Origin of the sequence: Kitasatospora sp. NPDC088160 (assembly GCF_044741445.1) — a bacterium.
Classification (GTDB): Bacteria; Actinomycetota; Actinomycetes; order Streptomycetales; family Streptomycetaceae; genus Kitasatospora.
This window is the reverse complement of sequence record NZ_JBIUSS010000038.1, coordinates 1-17,764: the sequence shown is the minus strand read 5'-3', so window position 1 is coordinate 17,764 and position 17,764 is coordinate 1. Positions and strand designations below refer to the sequence as shown.

Annotated in this window: 11 protein-coding genes; 5 read left to right on the top strand and 6 right to left on the bottom strand. The window is 71.5% G+C overall.

What is annotated here, in order from left to right:
- The first annotated feature begins 98 nt into the window (after window positions 1–98).
- Window positions 99–1,085 (top strand): hypothetical protein, encoded by a 987-nt coding sequence (locus ACIOGZ_RS38740; protein WP_400989392.1) that lies wholly within the window; start codon window positions 99–101, stop codon window positions 1,083–1,085.
- 630 nt (window positions 1,086–1,715) lie between these two features.
- On the opposite strand, the gene ACIOGZ_RS38735 is transcribed toward ACIOGZ_RS38740, so the two are convergent.
- From ACIOGZ_RS38735 to ACIOGZ_RS38720, 4 genes are read right to left on the bottom strand one after another with little or no spacing between them, the layout of a single operon-like run.
- Window positions 1,716–2,501, bottom strand: coding sequence for a helix-turn-helix domain-containing protein (locus tag ACIOGZ_RS38735; protein ID WP_400812521.1), 786 nt, complete (start codon window positions 2,499–2,501; stop codon window positions 1,716–1,718).
- A 50-nt stretch (window positions 2,502–2,551) separates the two neighbouring features.
- On the bottom strand, window positions 2,552–3,955 hold the full coding sequence (locus tag ACIOGZ_RS38730; protein WP_400989390.1) for a hypothetical protein: 1,404 nt from the start codon (window positions 3,953–3,955) through the stop codon (window positions 2,552–2,554).
- A complete protein-coding gene (locus ACIOGZ_RS38725; RefSeq protein WP_400812523.1) occupies window positions 3,948–4,715 on the bottom strand; it encodes an AAA family ATPase in 768 nt (255 codons plus the stop codon). The genes ACIOGZ_RS38730 and ACIOGZ_RS38725 overlap by 8 nt, the downstream gene beginning before the upstream one ends.
- Window positions 4,715–6,271 (bottom strand): Mu transposase C-terminal domain-containing protein, encoded by a 1,557-nt coding sequence (locus tag ACIOGZ_RS38720; RefSeq protein ID WP_400812524.1) that lies wholly within the window; start codon window positions 6,269–6,271, stop codon window positions 4,715–4,717. The genes ACIOGZ_RS38725 and ACIOGZ_RS38720 overlap by 1 nt, the downstream gene beginning before the upstream one ends.
- Before the next feature lie 362 nt (window positions 6,272–6,633).
- Between ACIOGZ_RS38720 and ACIOGZ_RS38715 the strand changes: the two genes are divergently transcribed.
- A complete protein-coding gene (locus ACIOGZ_RS38715; RefSeq protein WP_400989388.1) occupies window positions 6,634–8,058 on the top strand; it encodes a replication-relaxation family protein in 1,425 nt (474 codons plus the stop codon).
- Window positions 8,059–8,480: 422 nt separating this feature from the next.
- On the opposite strand, the gene ACIOGZ_RS38710 is transcribed toward ACIOGZ_RS38715, so the two are convergent.
- Entirely contained in the window at window positions 8,481–10,946 is a 2,466-nt protein-coding gene (locus ACIOGZ_RS38710) for a Helicase associated domain protein (protein WP_400989386.1), read from the bottom strand.
- 71 nt (window positions 10,947–11,017) lie between these two features.
- On the bottom strand, window positions 11,018–11,458 hold the full coding sequence (locus tag ACIOGZ_RS38705) for a hypothetical protein (protein ID WP_400989385.1): 441 nt from the start codon (window positions 11,456–11,458) through the stop codon (window positions 11,018–11,020).
- A 382-nt stretch (window positions 11,459–11,840) separates the two neighbouring features.
- On the opposite strand from ACIOGZ_RS38705, the gene ACIOGZ_RS38700 reads away from it, so the two are divergent.
- From ACIOGZ_RS38700 to ACIOGZ_RS38690, 3 genes are read left to right on the top strand one after another with little or no spacing between them, the layout of a single operon-like run.
- Window positions 11,841–13,529 carry a Mu transposase C-terminal domain-containing protein gene (locus ACIOGZ_RS38700; RefSeq protein WP_400989441.1) on the top strand — a complete coding sequence of 563 codons (1,689 nt, stop codon included), beginning with the start codon at window positions 11,841–11,843 and terminating at the stop codon, window positions 13,527–13,529.
- Window positions 13,526–14,317: an AAA family ATPase gene (locus tag ACIOGZ_RS38695; RefSeq protein ID WP_400812120.1), complete on the top strand. Its 792-nt coding sequence runs from the start codon at window positions 13,526–13,528 to the stop codon at window positions 14,315–14,317. The genes ACIOGZ_RS38700 and ACIOGZ_RS38695 overlap by 4 nt, the downstream gene beginning before the upstream one ends.
- Window positions 14,311–15,456 (top strand): hypothetical protein, encoded by a 1,146-nt coding sequence (locus ACIOGZ_RS38690; protein WP_400989384.1) that lies wholly within the window; start codon window positions 14,311–14,313, stop codon window positions 15,454–15,456. Before ACIOGZ_RS38695 ends, ACIOGZ_RS38690 begins: the two co-directional genes overlap by 7 nt.
- Window positions 15,457–17,764: the final 2,308 nt, after the last annotated feature.

Below are 17,764 nucleotides of genomic sequence, written 5' to 3'. Positions count from 1 at the left end.
CCACCGGGCCCGGCCGCACCGTGCGCAACGCGCAAGCGGCCGGGCGCGCGGCGGGAGAGGTCCGCGCGTTGTCCGTGGGCCGGTTACGCTCCTCGATCATGGAGACGGAAAACGACGCGCGAGGAATCAAGGCCAGCATTGGAATCGACGCGCGTCGAATTGATGCGGAGTCCGGGACGCCCCACTGCCCGGAGTGCGGCACTGAACTGCGTACCGCCGGACCGGGCCGCCGCCCCGTCTACTGCGGCCGGGCCTGCTCCTCGAAGGCCTACCGGCGCCGGCGGGCGGCCCACCAGCAGGACGCCGTCGCCAACGCCCTTGTTACCTCGCGCGTCGAATTGAGCGCCACCGCAGAACCCAGCGGCGACGCCGGCCACCACGAACTGCTGGAACTCGCCGCCGCCGTGCAGCGCAGCACCGCCCGCTTCCTGGAGAACCTGGAACGAGCCCGCCGCGGCGAGGGCGACGACCCCAGCTGCAACCAGGCCCTCGCCCTGCTGGAGACCAGCCTCACCGGCGCCACACAGCGCATCCTGCGCAAGGCCCACGTGCTGCGCTACGAGATGACCGCCGACCGGCTCCGCACCGAGCAGGACCACGCCGAGGCGCCCGCTCCCGAGCCGGCCGCCGCCCCGCTTGATTCCTCGCGCATCGAAACCGGCGACCCGGTCGTCAACGTCGATCCCACCCCGTCGCCGACCACCACCGCACCCAGAACCGACACCACCAAGGACTCCGCCGCCTCGCAGAACCCGGCCACCGTCCCCCAGCAACTGCGCCTGGCTCTTGCCGCCGAGCCCACCGCCCACTCACCGCTCGCCCGAGGCCTGGGCGCCCCGACCGACTCCTGGAGCATCGACGGGAGCGACCTGGTGGTGGAGGGCTGGGGCACTCCAGACCTGTTCGCCGTCCGCGACCCGAACCGCCGACTACTGGGCTGGGTCGAGGCGCTCGGCGACGGCTGGGGCACCTACATCAAAGGCTGCCTGATCATCGACGCCACCGGCGGCGACACCTGGCTCTCCACGGACGCGCCCCACGCCGTCGCCCTGCTCCGCGCCGCCCGGAACCAGCAGCTGACCTGACCCCACACCACCGGCAGCTCCGCACGTCCGGCGAAGCCACCGTCGAGCAGGCCGCCCTGCTCGCCCGCGACGCCCTGGCGGCGGGCCTGGTCGACGCCGACGCCGCTCCGGTGCTCGGCTGACCTGGGCTGCATCTTGTCGGACACCTTGTCAGGCGCCTTGTAGAGCGCCTACCCGGGCGTTTTGTGAGCACCTGATGATTCTCCCCGGCTCGGTATCGCAGCAGGTCAGAGCCCGTGCGGAGCAGGCCGGAAATGCCGACAACCCCTTCTTCTCCTTGGTCTTGTCGCGTCCGGCGGAGCCGTCCGCGGCCTGCGGGGCCGGCCGACGGCCCGGCGACCAGCCGCGCCGGGTGCCACGTAGACACCACCGCAGGTATCACCGAGGGCACCACCGTAGGCAGTACCGCAGCTACCACCGCAGGTACCCCGGACCTTCCCGCGTCGATCCGGCGTTTCCGCAGCTCAGAGCCGGTTTTTGGAGGGCCGGAAATTCAGACAACCCCTCTGTCTGTCCCTCTGCCCTGGTTGCTGGTGGTGTGGTGTGTGCGGTTTGGGTGACGGTCCGGACGGCGGGGCTTCTGCCCTTGTCGGACGACGTGGGTTTGTCTGTGGTCAGCGACAGGTTGTGTCAGTAGTCGGCGTCATGGGATGTGTCAGTGGCGGGGCGGGGTGGGGTGTCTGGTAGCTGGGTGGGGTTGAGGCTGTAGAGGACGTCGTCGGTGAGGGCGAGGGTGAGGCCGCCGGGTTGGGTGACGTATCCGGCGTTGATGAGGCCGTGGAGTGCGTGGTCCTGGAGTGGGTTGGTGTGGTCGGTGTCCGCGGTGTGCCAGATGGCAAGGAGGGTTTCGGCTTCGGTGGGGGTGAGGGGGTCGCGTTGGTAGCGGCCGGGTTGGTGGGTGTCGTCGTCGTGGGGTGCGATGAGTTCGGTCTGCTGGCTGGTGATGAGGAGGTCGAGGCGGGGTGAGGTGCTGAGGTAGCCGCCCGGTTCGCCGCGTAGGGCGACGGCGCCGCCGATAGCGGGGTGTGCGAGGGCATGGGCTGCGGCGTTGTCGACCCGTTTGACGGGCCAGGTAAGAGCGTGGGCGAGCTCTTCGGGGAGCATGGGCCGGTCGGCCAGGGCGAGGGCGTTGACGAGGCGTAGGGCGTCGTGGGCGATACCGGGGGGCTTCTTGACCGGTGGCTTTTTTCCGGGCGGGTGGGCGCGGGGGAGCGCGTAGAGGTCGTCGGTCTCGCGCAGGATGTCGGCGGGGTGGAGGTCGAGGCGGCGCGCGATCTCGTGCAGGACTCGTACGGGCAGGTCGGGGAGTTCGTCGAGGTCGATCTGGTGTTCGTGGACGCCGAGGAGGTCGGCGAGCTGCCACACGGTCATCCCGGCGGCGTGCAGGCGTTCTTGGAGTGCGTCGGCACGTCGCACCGAGAGGCTCTTGTACCGGTGGCGTTTGGGGCCGCGGCGTTGCGGCGGTGTCACTGGCGCTCCGTGGTGGGCGGGTCGAGGTGGTGGACGCTCAGGCCCCGCTGGGCCAGCCAGTCGCCGTTTCCCTGGCCGAGTTGGTCGCCGTGCCGGCAGTGGGAGCGGTGGAGCCAGGAGATGTCGAGGTGGAGCCGGTGGCAGGTGCGGATGATCGCTTCGCGTAGGCGCGGGACGGGGCTGAGGACGCCGGGTTCGTGGGGGTGGATGAAGTAGGGGTCACGGGGGCGGGCGCCCTGGGTACGGCGGTAGAAGTGGTGGGCGGCGAGGAAGGCGCGGGCGTGTGCGGGCATGACCACGGGATCCGGGGTGCGCAGGGGGTCGCTCTCGCCGGGACCGGTGAATTCCTCACGGTCGCGCTGCTTGCTCCAGTGCGGGCGGAGGTACTCGTGTTCCTCGGCGGGCAGGTGCGGCAGATGGAAGAGGGATCCGTCGGGTGCGATGTCGTGGCACCGGATCATGTCGAAGCCGGTCGGGCCGGTACCGAAGTACAGGGCCAGGGCGGTGGCGGCGCCGGATTCGGTGTCGGCCGACGTCCGCAGGGCGTGGGCGGTGTGCTCGGTGAATCGGGTCACCAGCCGGGTGGCCGGGTCCGGTCCCAGAGTGGAGGGCTGCCAGCGCAGCAGAGCGCCACGGGCGAACAGGGCGGCCTGGATCGCGCGTAGGCGGATCAGCGCGTCCTCGGGTGTGGGGGCCGGCCCCAGGCGTTGGTCACGCAGATAGGTGGTGAGGGTGTGGGCGGTGGTGTCGGCCAAGCGGGAGGCGGCGTGCATCTCGCTCCGGTAGAGGTCGGTGACGCGCCGTAGGACGGCTGTGGGCAAGGTACGGCGGCAGGTGGCGAGGAAGAGGGGGAAGTCCGCCATCGGCAGGCGCGGCCATGCCTGTGCGGGCCGAGGGAGAGCGGTTTGCGGCGTGTCCGGCTGCTCGCCGGCCGGCAGCGGCAGGCACCGGTAGAAGGCGGCGGGGTCGAGCAGTTCCGTGCGGGCCTCGAGCGGGGACTGGCGCAGGAGGGCGATCAGGGCGGCGGTGGGCTGGGGACCGGACCAGATAAGCCACAGGGCGGCTCCGGTCGTACCGGCGAGCTCCAGCAACGGTTCGACCGTGCGGGTGGCGAGCCGGTGGACCCGGTCGACGACGATGTCGGTGACGCCGGCGGCGGTGCTGAAGGCGGCGCAGGTGCGGAAGGCGTCGGCGATGGTGGAGGTCTTGTCGAGGACGACTTCGGGGCTCTTGCCGAGGGCGGCGAGGATGTCGCGGGCGAGGTCGCGCGCGCCGCCGCCCGGCGAAGGCCGTACCACCAGGCGGCGCCCTCCGGTGAGAGCGTCCAGACGCCGGGTGAGGGCGACGTCGTCGTCCGGGTTGAGGACCAGCGCGGCCCGCCGGCCCGGGCCGTCAGACACAGACCCCGCCGCCCAGCAGCGCGTAGGCGCTGGTGGTGATCTCCTCGTCCAGGACGGGCCGGCCGGCCGCCGCGCACAGCCCGGCCGCGGTGTGGGTGAACACCGCCCAGTCCCGCATGGTGCCGTGCCCGTAGGCGTTGTCGATCTCGAAGAGCAGATGGTCGTCAACACCTGAGTAGATCGGGTGGTAGCGGCGCATCAACACGGGGATCTCGGCCTGGGCGAGCGCCTCGAAACGCAGCCGGCGAAAGATCCGAGAACGGAGCATCGGCTCACGGGAGAGCACCTCCCAGCAGCCGTCGCCGCCGACGTACAACAACGCGAAGCGGGTGCGCCGATCGTCGTGCAGGTGCCGCAGCAACTCGATGCAGTCCCCGGTCAGGCGTTGGGCCTCGTCCACGACGATCAGGCGCATCGGCGAGGCCAGCAGACCGACCAGCTTGGTCGTCAGGTCGAACCGATTGCGGCTGGAAGGGCTCTCGGCACCGGTGAGCTCCTGCAACAGCTGGTCGGCGATCAGACGCATCGTCGGACGGGAAGGGAACTGCAGCGACACCACCGCCGGACGCTCCCCGGACGGGCGCCGCTCCAGCGCCTCCAGCGCCGCTTCCACCGCGAAGGTCTTGCCCGTGCCAGCGGGGCCGTGGACGACACCGGTGGCGGCGTTCGCCACCAGGTCGTCGAGGACCTTGGCCGCCAGCTGGAAGTAGCCGGTGGGCAAGGTGACCGAATCCTGAAGATCGACGAACTGACGGGGCATCACAGCTCCGGAAGAAGATCGGTGACAGGGACAATGCCGAGCAGGTCACTGCGGGCCCGAGCCTTCAGCAACGCCTCGCCGGCGTGCTGGACGGACTGCGCCGCCTCACCGGGCCGCACGAGCCGGGACGGCTCCGCCGCCCCCTGAGTCGCGGTCATCGGCGCCAACTCACGCCTCGCCCGGCGCGCCGCCCGCCGCCGCTCACGGCCGAGCCGCTCAGCCTCGGACCGGGCATGCTCACGAAACGCCTCCCGCTGCTCCGGTGTGAGCTGTGCGGACGGGTGAGCGGTGCACAGGTACTCGCCGCGCCGGTACACCTCGATCCACCGCTCGTCGTGCGGCATGTACCGCACCTCGAGAACCTCGCCTCCTCGCCCGTACAGCTCGGGTGCCAGGTAGGCGTGGCCGTTGAACCGGATGCCGTCCTTGCCGACCTTGCGCTCCACGCCGGCCAGCAGCAGGTATCGCAGCCGCGCCGGGTCGATCCGCCGCAGCGGCGCCTCGTCCTCCGACCACGCCTGGACCGGGGTCCGCCCACCGAGCGCCCTGTGCGGGCGCTCGGTGTTGTACCAGCGGGCCCAGGACGAGAACCGTCGTACGAGTTCCTCGATGCGCATCGGCCCGCCGGTCTGCTCAGCCGCCTTCTTCGCCTTGGCCGAGTCGTCGACGGGCCCGTAGAGGCGCCCGCTCGCATCCCGAGGACCACCGGTGAAGCCAGGCAACTGGGAGAGCAGGGTCTGCTCGATCGTCAGGTTCAGCCGCTCGACCTTGCCCTTGCGGTGCGGGGTGTAGGGCGGTAGCCGGTGCACCACGACGGCCAACGCGCCCAACGCCGCCTCGACGGCGTCGGCGGCGAACTCCAGACCACGATCGACACGCACCCGCTCGGGCACCGACCCGAACGGCGAGACCTCCGGCTCGTAGGCCATGGCCATCCGCATCGCGGTCAACACCGTGCCCGCGCTCGGATGCACCGACAACGCCCACCCGAGCAACCCCCGGCAGCCGTCGTCCACCACCGTGGTCAACCACGGCGACAAAGCACCGCCCCTCGGCGGCAGCACCAACAGCGGCAACTGCTTGTGGTCCATCTCCCACACCCGCCCGCGCGGTGCATCGGTCCGGCGAAGGTACACCTGGGCCGCGCGTTCGCCGCTCTCGCCGACCCGCCAGGCCGCCCGTTCCGCCGGGGTGAGCGCCGCGGCGAACGCACGCTGCAGGGTGCGAAGAGCCACCGGCCGGGCACCGCGCCAGCCCTCAGCCAGGAAGTCCGGCACATTGGCACCGGCTGTTTGACCGACACCGTCGACCACCGCCCGCCGAGCACGCGCAAGTGCTGCTACGTTGCCGCGGAAGAACGCGAACGCCTCCCGATCGATGTCGGTCAGGCGATACGACGAACGGGCTTGCTGCATTGTTCGCGGCGGGGTGGAGAGCCACCGCCACACGGTGCGCTCGGACACCCCCATGGAAGCGGCGACCACGCGCACGTGGCTGGAACTCAGCGCGCCGTCGTCGCGCAGCTGCCGAAGTCGCGCCACGACCGCCGCCTGCACCTGCGGTCCAGTCCTTGCCATAGCAACAGGGTCGCTTGCGTACTATCGCCCTGGCCCGAGCCCTGAAGTGCTGGACACCCGTAGGAGTGCAGTCTGGACGAAGTGCCTGCCGACCACCGCCAGCTCTGGTAATGACACCTCGGTGTCGCCAGCCGCTGTCAATCGCGTGTCGTCCCACCTGCGGTGGGCTTTCTCTTTCTGCGTCCGGCTGATGCCGTCCGTGCGGATTGGGGGAGAGCGGCGCGCGGCGCGGGCCCTTTCGGGCCGGGTGGTGGGATGGGGTGGAAAAGGGGCTGGCGGCTGTCGGAGCGGCGGGATATCCCTCGGAGCATCAGATCCACCGCCGACCCCGGGAGAAGCCCGTGAGCACCCCGCAGCGCCCCGCCCAGCCCGACGACAGCGCGCACGACATCGACGGCCAGGAGCACGCCGTCGAACCGGCCGAGCCGCACGCACTGGCCGAGCCGGACGCACTGGCCGACCCGGCCGACGTGGTCGGGCCGGACCGGCTGGGCTGGCGGCCTCCGCCGGGCCGCACCGCCTACCGGCGCGGCAGGCTCTGGCCCAACGGCTCCACCGCCCCGCTGCGCTCCGACATCCTCGGCGCGCTCGGCGTCCTCAAGGTCGCCACCGCCGACCAGCTCCAGCGCCTGCTGCGCCCCGGCGCGGCGTCGAACACGGTGATCCGCCAAGGCCTGCGCGATCTCGCGCTGCACGCCCTGGTCGCCTCCGACGGCAACACGAAGGCCGGGCACAAGACCTGGCGGCTGGAGGGCACGGCCGGGCTGGAGGCGGCCGGGCAGGTGCTCGGCCTGTTCCGCTCCGAGATGGGCTCCACCGCCCGGGGCGCCGGGCGCACGGGTGCGCAGCACGCGATGGCGGTCAACGAGACGATCGCCGCGTTCGTCCTGGGCGGCACCGACAAGGACGCTCCGGGCGGGGTCGGCACGCTGGCGGACTGGGCCACCGAGGTCGAGTACGTGCTCCCGGGCGGCCGGCGCAAGGTCCGCCCCGACGCGGTCTGGCAGGCCCCGGAGATCGGGGTGCCGGTGCTGATGGTCGAGGTCGACCGCTCGACCATGTCGACCGAGCGGCTGGCCGCCAAGTTCTTCGCCTACCGCGAGCTGTTCCGCACCAAGGTGAAGAGCAACGACCTGGCCCTGGCCGACGAGGAACTGGAGGACCGGATGGTGCACTGGTGGCGCCGGGACTGGCCCGCCCACACCCGCCCCGGCTACCCGCCCGTCGCCCTGGTCGTCACCGACGCCTCCCCCACCGTCCTGGCCAACCGCCAGGAGAAGGTCGCCGACCTCTCGGTCGAGGCATGGGGCGGCCGGTGGCGCACCGTGCACCACGACGACAACGACGGGGACGGCTGGCGCAACTACGACGACTCCGTACCCGTCGTCACCACCACCCTTCAACTGCTGACCGAGCACGGCCCGCTCGGCCCCATCTGGTGGCGCTACGGCCGCGCCGGACGGCACTCCCTCACCGACGCACTCGACAACCCGAACAACAAGGACGCCTACCAGCAGCGCCAGAAAGCCCGGGAGAAGAAGGCCCGCCAGGAGCACGCCGAGTGGATGCGCACCCTCGCCTGCGCCGACTGCGGCAAGATCCCGAAGGAGGAGACCGCCTACGAGTACGGCCTCGGCGGCAACTGGACCCGCCGCCCCGGAGGCCGCTGCTACCCCTGCCACAGGAAGCACAAGGAGGACCAGGCCGCCGCCGCACTCCAGCAACTGGAGACGGCCCGCGCGGCCAACGCCGCGCTGCGCCCGTGATGGACCTGCCGGGAGTCGATCGGCGGGAAGGAGGACTCCCCGCTGGAGCTGACGGAGGAGGCCGGCCCCAACCGGCTGGAGTGCCCACACTGCGAGCAGACCCGCAAGGACAAGAAGCGGGGCCCGCTGGTGCTGCCGCTGCCGACCATGCGGGAGACGCTGGCCGCCCGGGTCGCCACCCCGGCCGACCAGTGGTGGGACCTCCGGGTGCAGCACGCCACCCTCTACCCTGCGAGGGACCGCCGCTGAGCGGCCCTGCCGGCCCCTGTCGCGGGGGCTGTCGCGCCCCCTGTCGCGTCGGGCGCTGTCGCGCCCTGTGACCTGCACAGATACCCGCCAACCCCCGTGTGAGACCCGGACGCGACAAGGCCCGGAGCGACAGGACAACCGCCTGCCGCCCCGGGCCCGCCCCGCTGACCGCCCTACTCCCAGCGCATCCCGAGCTCGGTCAGCCGGGCGGCCCGCTCGGCCGGGATGGTGGCCCGCCGCAGACGGCTGTTGGCGATGAACAGGCCCAGGCTCACCTCGACCACGGTCCCGTCGTCCAGCACCAGCCGTTCGGGGTGCTTGCGGCTGACGTTCAAGTGGCCCTCCCGCTCCCGGTACTGCGCCGCCGCCGCGAGGTTGCGCCGCTCCTTCTCCGCGTGCGACACCTTCACCGGCGGCAGCTCGGCGGCGGCCAGCGGCTCCAGCCCGAGCACGTGCTCCACCAGCCACTGCTGCGCCGGACCGAGCTTCGCCCACCCGATGCGCTGCGCCCGCGCCCACCCGGTCAGGTCCTCGCCCTGGACGACGACCGCGCCCGGGTCACCGGCCAGCGTCCCGCCGGCCTTCACGTGCCGCCAGGCGAGGGCGAAGCAGCGTTGCCACTCGATCGACCAGGCCGGGCACCATCCTGGGTCGATCTCGTCGAGCGCGGCCTTCCGCTCCGCCGACAGGGCCCCGGTCCAGTCCAGTCCGGTCTCCCCGGCCTCGGCCCGCTTCTCCAGCGCCTCCGTCCGACGCTGCGCCGTCCTCAGATTCTTGAGGATCACGCCGACCGGACGGCCCTGCCACACGGCCTCGTTCGGGGGGCAGGCGTGGCCGTGCTCGGCCGCGTACCCGGCGACCGCGGTGACGTTGTCGGTGAAGGCGGTGTCGAACGCGGACCAGATCATGCCGAGGTCGTCCAGCTCCGCGACGCGCTCGGCGTCGAGGACGCCGGCTGCCTTGTAGCGGCGTTGGTCGGCGACCCAGCCGCCGAGCCGGTGTCCGGACGGGGCGGTGTAGGCGTAGGCGACCTTCACGTCGCCGAACGCCTTCTTGTAGGCGAGCAGCTCCTGAAGGCCGCGCCGGAACTCCTCCCGCTCCGGCTCCAAGACCCGGGTGCGGACGAACGCGGCGATCACCGCCGGGTCGCGCTGGGTGGAGAACTGGAGCAGCTGCTCCCCGGCCGGGCCGGAGCGGCGCTCGTCGGGGTCTCCGGCGTGCCGGGGTTCGCGGGCCGGCCGGGTCTCGGACTGGGGGAGCGCCAGGCGCTCGACGGCCGCCGCGTCGTGCGAGCGCAACGCCATCAACAGCTTGGCCAGCCCGTCGAACGCACGGGAGGAGAGCAGCTCGGTGCCGGTCTCGCCGGGCCCCAGGATGACCGGCACCACGATGGTGGCCACCTTCCCGCTGCCGGGCTTCATCCGCAGCGCCCGGCCGACGGCCTGGACCAGGTCGACCATCGAGCCGCGCACGTCGGCGAAGAACACCGAGTCGCAGTCGAAGGTGTCGACGCCTTCCGAGAGCACCTTGACGGAGGCGAGGACGTACCGGAGCAGCCGGAGCCCGTCGGCCGCGATCAGCGAGGAGAAGTCGGCCAGCGTCTGGCGGCGCTCGGCCGCCGTGTGCTCGGACTCCAGCCAGCTGGTGCCGATCAGCTGCGGGTCGGGGTGTAGTGCGGAGTCCTGCTCGCACAGGACCTTGGCGACGTCGCGCAGGCCGGTGCTGAGCGCCCGGGCCTCCGCCACGAAGTGGTGGAAGGAGAGCACCCGGGCGAGGTCCCATTCGGCGGCGGCGGTCAGCACGGCGGTCTGCAGGGCTGCCAGCCGCGCTCCCCGGTACTCCACCGACCGCTCGTCCGCGCCGCGCTGCACCAGCCCCTGGAGGACCGGGTCGGCGACGTCCACACACACGATGCGGTAGGGCGCGATCACGCCGTCCGATACCGCCTGCCCGAGCGCATAGCTGTGCGAAATCGGGCCGAAGGCCGCCAGGCTCTCGTCATCCATGCTCGCGATCAGCTCGGCCGTCTCGATGCCGGCCGACGCGGCCCGCTCCCGGTCCCGCTCCTTCACTGCCCACACGCGGGCGGTGGCCGTCATGAACAAGCGCCTGTCGCAGGGGATCCGGGTGTTGTCCAGGATCGCCGCCCACGGCTTCCCAGCCTGGCCACTGACCCGGTGGGCCTCGTCCACGATGGCGAGCGAGAAGGGCGGCAGGCCCTCCTGGTGGGCCTTCTCCAGGTGGCCCAGACCGAGGCTGGAGTAGGTGGCGAAGACGGTCACCCGGCCTGGCCCGGCCGTCCAGCGGATCAGCTCCGCCGCGTCCGTGGTGCACGGGATGCCCGGCTGCTCCGAGCCCTTGAGCGAGCACAAGCCGACCATCCGCCCGCCGTAGCCCTCGCCCTTCCACACCGCGACCGTCTGCTCCAGCAGCGGCAGCGACGGTACCAGCACCAGCGTCCGATTCGAGTGGAGCCGCTCGGCCACGTGCACGGCCGTCAGGCTCTTGCCCGAGCCCGTAGCGGCCCGCACCTGACCGCGGAGCCCCTCCGGCGGCAGCAGACCCGACGCCGGAGGCGTCAGAAGTCGTACGGAAGCGTCACACGCCTCTTCCTGATGAGGACGGAGCTTCTTCGGCATGGCAGGCAATTCCTTTCCAGTAAATCAGAGGAGGGTTTGACCGGGTAATTCAAGAGCGGCCGGACTCGCTATCAGCGGGGGTATTTCTCCGCGTCGACCGCCACGGCGGGCACCTGCACCAGGCCCTCGCCCGCGCTCTCGACGTGCTCCGCCAGCGCCTCCAGCACCTGCTCCATCCCGACGCCCAACCCGGCCGCCAGCGCCACCAGCCGCCGCTCGGCCTCAGCCGACAACCCCACCCGCAACTGCCGCCGACCCAACCGCATCTGCCGCGCCCGCTGCTGCTCCTCATCCTGCGCCGCACGCCGCTCCTGGTGCTCCGTCAGCCACAGCTGCGCCTGCTCGTCCTGGTCGACGTCGTACGCCGCCAGGTGCAGGGCGCGGACCAGCTCCACGATCCGCGCCCACTCCTCGGCTTCCTCGGTGGCCACCGAGGCGGAGTCCTCCACCCGGCCGGCCTGCCGCTCCCACCAGAGAGCGTGCTCCGCCTTCTCGGCCATGTGAAGCTGCATGTATTTGTCGTCGGATGCGGTGGTTGTCTGTCGTGGAGTGTGGGGGTGTTTTTGCTGGTGGGTTGGGGTGTCGGTTGTCGGTGCGTCAGTTTGGTGCGGTTTTCGGCGTCATCGGGATGACGTTTGGCCTGGTCAGGTCCGTGCGGCTTCCTCTGCGCTGACGGCATGTCCGGGTTGTACCAGATAGTCCTGCTGGGTGTCATCGGAATGCGGTTTCGGGCGTCATCGTGGTGCGGTCGCTGTCTTCATAGAGGGGCCGGGGACGGGCCTGGTCGTTGCCGGGGCTGTCGGACGGGCCGGGAGGGCGTGGATGGCGGACGGCGGTGGCGGGAGCGACGCGGTACGGTCCGGCGATTCGGCGCCAGTGGTGCGTGAGCAGGTGGTGTTCCGGCTCCTGGCCTTGGAGGAACGCGGTGTTCTTACGCCCGAGCATGTGCGTCTTGCGGCTTTCTCGGCGGGCAGGTCGGTGCGGACGGTGCAGCGCTGGCTGCAGACGGCCCGTGAGGAGGGCCGGACGGTGCGCAAGCCCCGGCCGCGGTTCACGGTCACGGGCGAGGTTCATGCGCGGTTGGCGTTGTGGTGCGGGAACGCGGCGGCGGTTCACCGGGAGCTTCTCGCGCAGGCCCGCGTGTCGGCGGACGACTCCGTGGACGGGGCAGCCGGTGGGGAGCCGGCTTCGAGCGCCAGGAGCGGCGGGGGAGTGGGCGTGCCGTCGTTGGCGACGTTTCAGCGGGCGGTGCGCCGGGACCTGAACGCGGGTCAGCGTGCCGCGCTCAAGGGCGGGGAGAGGGCCCGGCGGGCGCACGATGTGTATCTGGCTCGTCCGCCGCAGTGGCGCAACGCGTGCTGGGAGGGCGATCACAAGCATCTGCCTGTCGAGGTCGAACTGGACGGGGAGCTGGTGCGGCCGTGGGTGACGTGGTTCATCGACTGCGCGAGGAACGCGATCACCGGCGCGGCCGTCACCCCGCACCAGCCCTCCCGGGACGCGGTGCTGGCCGCGTTGCGGATCGCCTTGTCGCGGGACGAGCCCGGTGGCCCGTACGGGCCGATCGGCGGACTGCCGGAACTGGTGCGGGTCGACCGCGGCAAGGAGTTCCTGTGCGCCACGGTGACCCGGGCATTGGGCGCGCTCGCGGTCCCGGTACAGGACCTCCCCGCCCGCCGGCCGGAGTTGAAAGGCACGGTGGAGAATCTCAACCACTGCGTCACAGCCATGTTCCTGGTCGCGCAGCCCGGATACCTCCACGCCCCTACCGCCACCACCCGCCCGCCGTCCCGCAGAAGCGACCCGGCCGATGTGCTCTCGTTCACCGAGTTCACCGCACGGCTTCTGGGATGGGTGCGGTGGTGGAACACCGACCACCGCCCGCAGCCGCTCGGCGGCCGCACACCCCTCGAAGCCTGGCAGGACGACCCCACCCCGATCGAGGACGTCCCGCCCGACCTGCTGCGCTCCTTCACCCTCGAGGACGCGGGAGGCGACAAGGTCCTGTCCACGAAGGGCGTGTACTGGCGGGGGCGTTACTACGTCGGCCCGTGGATGCACGGCATGGACGGCACCCGGGTGCGGGTGCGGTTCATCCCTCACCACGACCACGAGATCGAGGTGTTCGACGCCGTCACCGGCACCCACCTCGGGCCGGCGCACCTCGCGGACGCCGCCACTGCGGCCCAGCGGGCCGCGCTGCGCCGGGCCAAGGACGCCCAGCGGCGCACGATGGTACGGGCACTGGCCTCCGCGGACCGCCAGCGCCGCCAGCTGGGCCGCTACGGCGCGGTCACCGAGCCGATGAGGCCCGAGCCGCTGGCGGCGCTGACCGCAGCCGAGGCCGAGGAGCAACTCGCCACGGCCGCCGGGAGTGCCTTGGCGAAGCGAGCGCTGCCGGACCTGATCCCGCCGCGGGAGGCACCCGCGTCATGGGCCCGCCCGATCCGCCGCCCCCGCCCGGCAGCACCCGGTACCGATGCCGACCCGCCGGCGCCTGACGCGGCACACACCCCGGGCAGCGGCGGTGGTGCCGTGAACGGGACGGACGAAGAAGAAGCAGAAGAGGGAGGAAGCCCGTGACGACCGCGGACCGACTGGGCCGGCTGCCCGCTGAACGAGAGGACCACTACATGCGCCTGCGCGGCGCCCAAGTGGTCGGCACCCGGGCCCTGTTGGCGGTGCGGGAGAACATCCGCGCCGCGATCGAGGCCAGGGCGATGATCTGCATCTACGGCAGGACCGGGCACGGGAAGTCGTTCGCGGTGAACGCCTCGCTGCGCGACCTCGCCCCGCAGATCACTCACCGCATCCAGTTCCGGGCCCGCCCCTCGACCCGGGACCTGCGCCACGAACTGTTCTACGCCCTCGGCCTGCCCGGTCGTCCGCCCTCCCATGCGATCGAGTTCGACCGGATGCTGCGCGGGGCGCTCGAGGAGACTCGGGTGCTGGTGTGCGACGAGGCACAGTGGCTGTCGAAGCTGTGCTTCGAGTACCTGCGCTACCTGTGGGACGACACCGGCACCGACCTGACGATCGTCTTCACCGGCGGCAACGGCTGCTTCGAGATGCTGCAGAGCGAGCCGATGCTCGAGTCGAGGGTCTACTGCTGGCAGGAGATCGACCCCCTGCCGCTGGAGGAGGTCCTGGACACCATCCCGGCCTTCCACCCGATCTGGGCCGACGCCGACCCCGAGCTGATCGCCCTGTGCGACCGCGAGGCCGCCCACGGCAACTTCCGGGCCTGGGCGAAGATCACCCACCACCTGGCCGCCGGAATGAAGGAGTCCGGGCGCGCCAAGGTGGACGAGGACCTGGTGCGCTGGGCCTACAGCAAACTCGGCCGACGACAGGCCGGTGCACCGTGCTGACCTGCCCCGACCCACCGCCGGTCACCGTCGTCCTCGACCCCCACGACGACCTGCCCCACACCCGCGCCGCCCAGGCCGCCCACAGCCCCACCACAGGCCGGGCCACCGTCCACCCCACCGTCGGCACCAACTCCACGATCTGCCTCGCCTACGACATCCTCGCCGCTCTCGGCAAACCCGTGCCCGTCACCGGCTACCCCAGGCTCGACCCCGACCCGCCCTGGGCGATGGCCGCCGCCTGGACCCTCGCCACCCCCATCACCCACCTCACCGTGCTGCGCGCCCACCTGCTCGGCCGCCGCCGCATCCAAGACCTGATCACCCTGCGCGAGCGCACCGGCGTCCACCTGCTCCTGGTCTGCCACCGCCGTCGTCCCACCCCCGCCCTCGAACAGGCCTTGCGCCAGGTGGAGCACCGCCTCGCCGACGCGGCCGCCCGCCTCCCCGGCACCGACGACACCGACCTCCCGCGCAGCCGCCCGCCTCGCCCCGTCCCGGTGCACGATCGCTGGCTCAACCTGCCCGCCCTGACCACCTACTGGTCCGGCGACGGTGCCCAGCGCCGCTGCCGCTGCACTCCGCCGCTCGCCCACGACCGCGGCTTCCACCCGCCCCAGATGCCCCCCGCCACCGCCACCGAAGTCGCCCGCCGCCTCCACACCGCGACCGCCCACCCCCACCTCGCGGCCCAGCTCGCCGTCGCGGTCTTCACCGCCGCATCCGACGCCCAGCTCCACACCGCCCGCCCCACCGACCTCACCGACGGCGCGGCCACCATCGCCCTCCACGACGCGGACGGCCTGCGCTTCGGCTGCCTCACCCACCCCGTGCCGCCCTGGGCCCGCCCCCTGCTCCTCGCCGCCGCCTACCAGCACGCCATCGCCGAAGCCGGCGACACCCCGCTGTTCACCGTCCCCTTCACCAACAACGACCTGCCCGGCCTGTTCGACCTCGCCGACACCTGCAAACTGCGCCCACCCCAGCCACCCAAGCCCCGCTCCCGTTCGGGCCACCCCGCCCCCAAACCGCAGGACCAGCGCACGATCTGGCCCTTCAGCAACGCCCACTACCGCTACCCCTGGGCCGCGGGCCCCGAGTACATGCGGGGCTGCCCGCCTCCACCCACCCGGCGCGGGTAGCGTTGGGGGCGTCACCCGCGGGTGACGCCCCCGCTCCCCCCGGCAGCCCACCGCCGGCCCTACGTCCACTTGACGCTGTGCTCGGCGAGCTGCCCCGCACTTACCTTGGCCCCGCCTTGCCACCGTGTTGTGCAGGAACGCGCCCAGCCCCACGGAGACGACCTCAACGTCCTCCTCCCCACCGGGTCCGGTAACCACGATCTCCAGCGGATCCTTGTGCGGGAGGGCCACCTTCGCGTGGCCCTCCCGCTCGACAAAGCCGCCAGGTGCAGCACGGACCGCTCCGCCCGGAGGCATCCGGCTTCCTACAGGCGCGTTCGCACCCACAGCGCCCCGCATGACACCAGGGCGCCGCCCAGGGCGGTGGCTGCGCCGCGGACCAGGTAGACGGCGGCATCCCGGCGGGCGCGCCGGCCCCACACCCGCCACTGCCTCCGTCCCGTCAAGCGCACCTGCCTCGCGAAGGCTTCCGGTTCGGCAGGGTTGCTCGTAGGCTCCGAAGTGGACATGTGCTGCTCCTCAGTGGCTTTGTCCTCTACTGACGGCTCCCTGCGCACCAGGGGGCCGTCGCCATTTGTGCGACGGCCGCGCCGTGTCCACCTGCTGAGACAACGGACTGCCTCAACAGGTGACCGGAGGCAACGAAACCACCCCGAAATGGCCTCTGACCAGCGAAAACAGGTAGTTGTCAAAACGAGTTTCAGTGAGTTGGAATGCGCTGTACTTGGGAGAAAAGGAGCTGACATGAGTTCAAATGCACTTCTACTGGGTCTATCTGTGTCTACCCAGGCCTTCCTAGGGCGTCATCGCAGGGCAATCATGGGTGCATCGGGGGCAAGCGGGTCATCGGGGAGTGGAGCAGACGGATGCCAAGGATGCTGAAAATGCCCACCGTGGAGCAACTGCCCCCGAGCACGAGGCGCTCGCTGGTGTCCGAGCTGCACGTCCACTTCCGCGCGGCGGGCCGGCCCACCCTTGGACAAATCGCCGCAGCGACCCAACGCCTGGACAACCCGGTTCGGGTCAGCCGGGAGACGGTCCGTAGGCTGCTCACAGGAGAGGGGACCAGCACCTGGTCCAGGGTCGACTCGGTACTGCGGGCCCTGTGCCACCTGGCTGATCAGAGCCCCGACCGCAGGCGCTGGCCGGAGTCGAACAACTACGACGACGAAGACAACACCACGTGCCGCGAATACCTGCGCCAGCTGTGGAACGACGACATCGACGGCGTCAGATCAGACGAGCCGCCCGTGCCCAGAACGGAACCGACCAGCGGGTGGGGGACACCCGCCTCACAGCCGCAGGGCGGCGGGTGGGGAGCGCCCGCGCAGCCGCAGCGTGGGGGATGGGGAGTCCCACCCCCCACAACACCAGCGGACGACCCACGGGCATCAACGAAGAGTGCCGTGCCATCAGGTACAGGCTTCTCGGAGGAACCGCCCTTCTAATCGCCGGGTCGAGCGCGCAGCATGAGCCCCGGCCGCGCCGGGCGCAGGTCTACCAAACCACTCTCAGCGCCTCCAGCCTCCCGGGCACGGCCCTCGCGCTCGACGAACGCGGCCAGCGCCTCCACGCCGGCGCTGGAACCGGTGTGAAGCTGCACTTCGCTGTCGCAGATGGCGGTAGCAGGATGGCGCTGTTGCGGGCCGGAAAGGGCAGGTCACAGCGACTGCGCCCGGAATCACGTCATCCTGCTGCGGTTTTTCCGACATCGTGGTGACGTATGGGATGGCCAACGAACTGAAACCTATTACCAGGCCGACAGAACGACACTCAACCGCATTACTAACCTGCCTTTCTGATGCTATCCACGGGGCCCCAGTTTCCCCGACCAACTCCCAATCCCAGACTCTAGCGGGCCACTACCTTTGATTCACAGACCGAGGGAAGCCCGTCCTTGTACCACCCCAACGAGTGACTCCATCACCTGATTACCCCTCACCATCCCACCAGTCAAGGCGCGAAGCGCCCCCACCCTCCACCCCAGTCAGCCCGGGCGAAGCCCGCGAACCCACCCCACTCGCCCAGGGCCGAAGGCCCCATCCTGACACCCACCCAACTCCGAAGCGAAGCGCGGAGTTGACCCACCACCACCCAAGGGCGCGAAGCGGCCCGCCACCCCACCCGATCGGGCGCAGCCCGATCCGGCCGGCGCAGCGGCCCGCCCGCGCGCAGCGCGGGCCAGCCACGGGCGAAGCCCGAGGCCCCCGGCCGAAGGCCGGAGCAGTACCGGCGGCGAAGCCGCCGCGCAGCGCCGAAGGCGCAAGCAACCCGGGCCGAAGGCCCGTGGTTACCCGGCGTAGCCGGG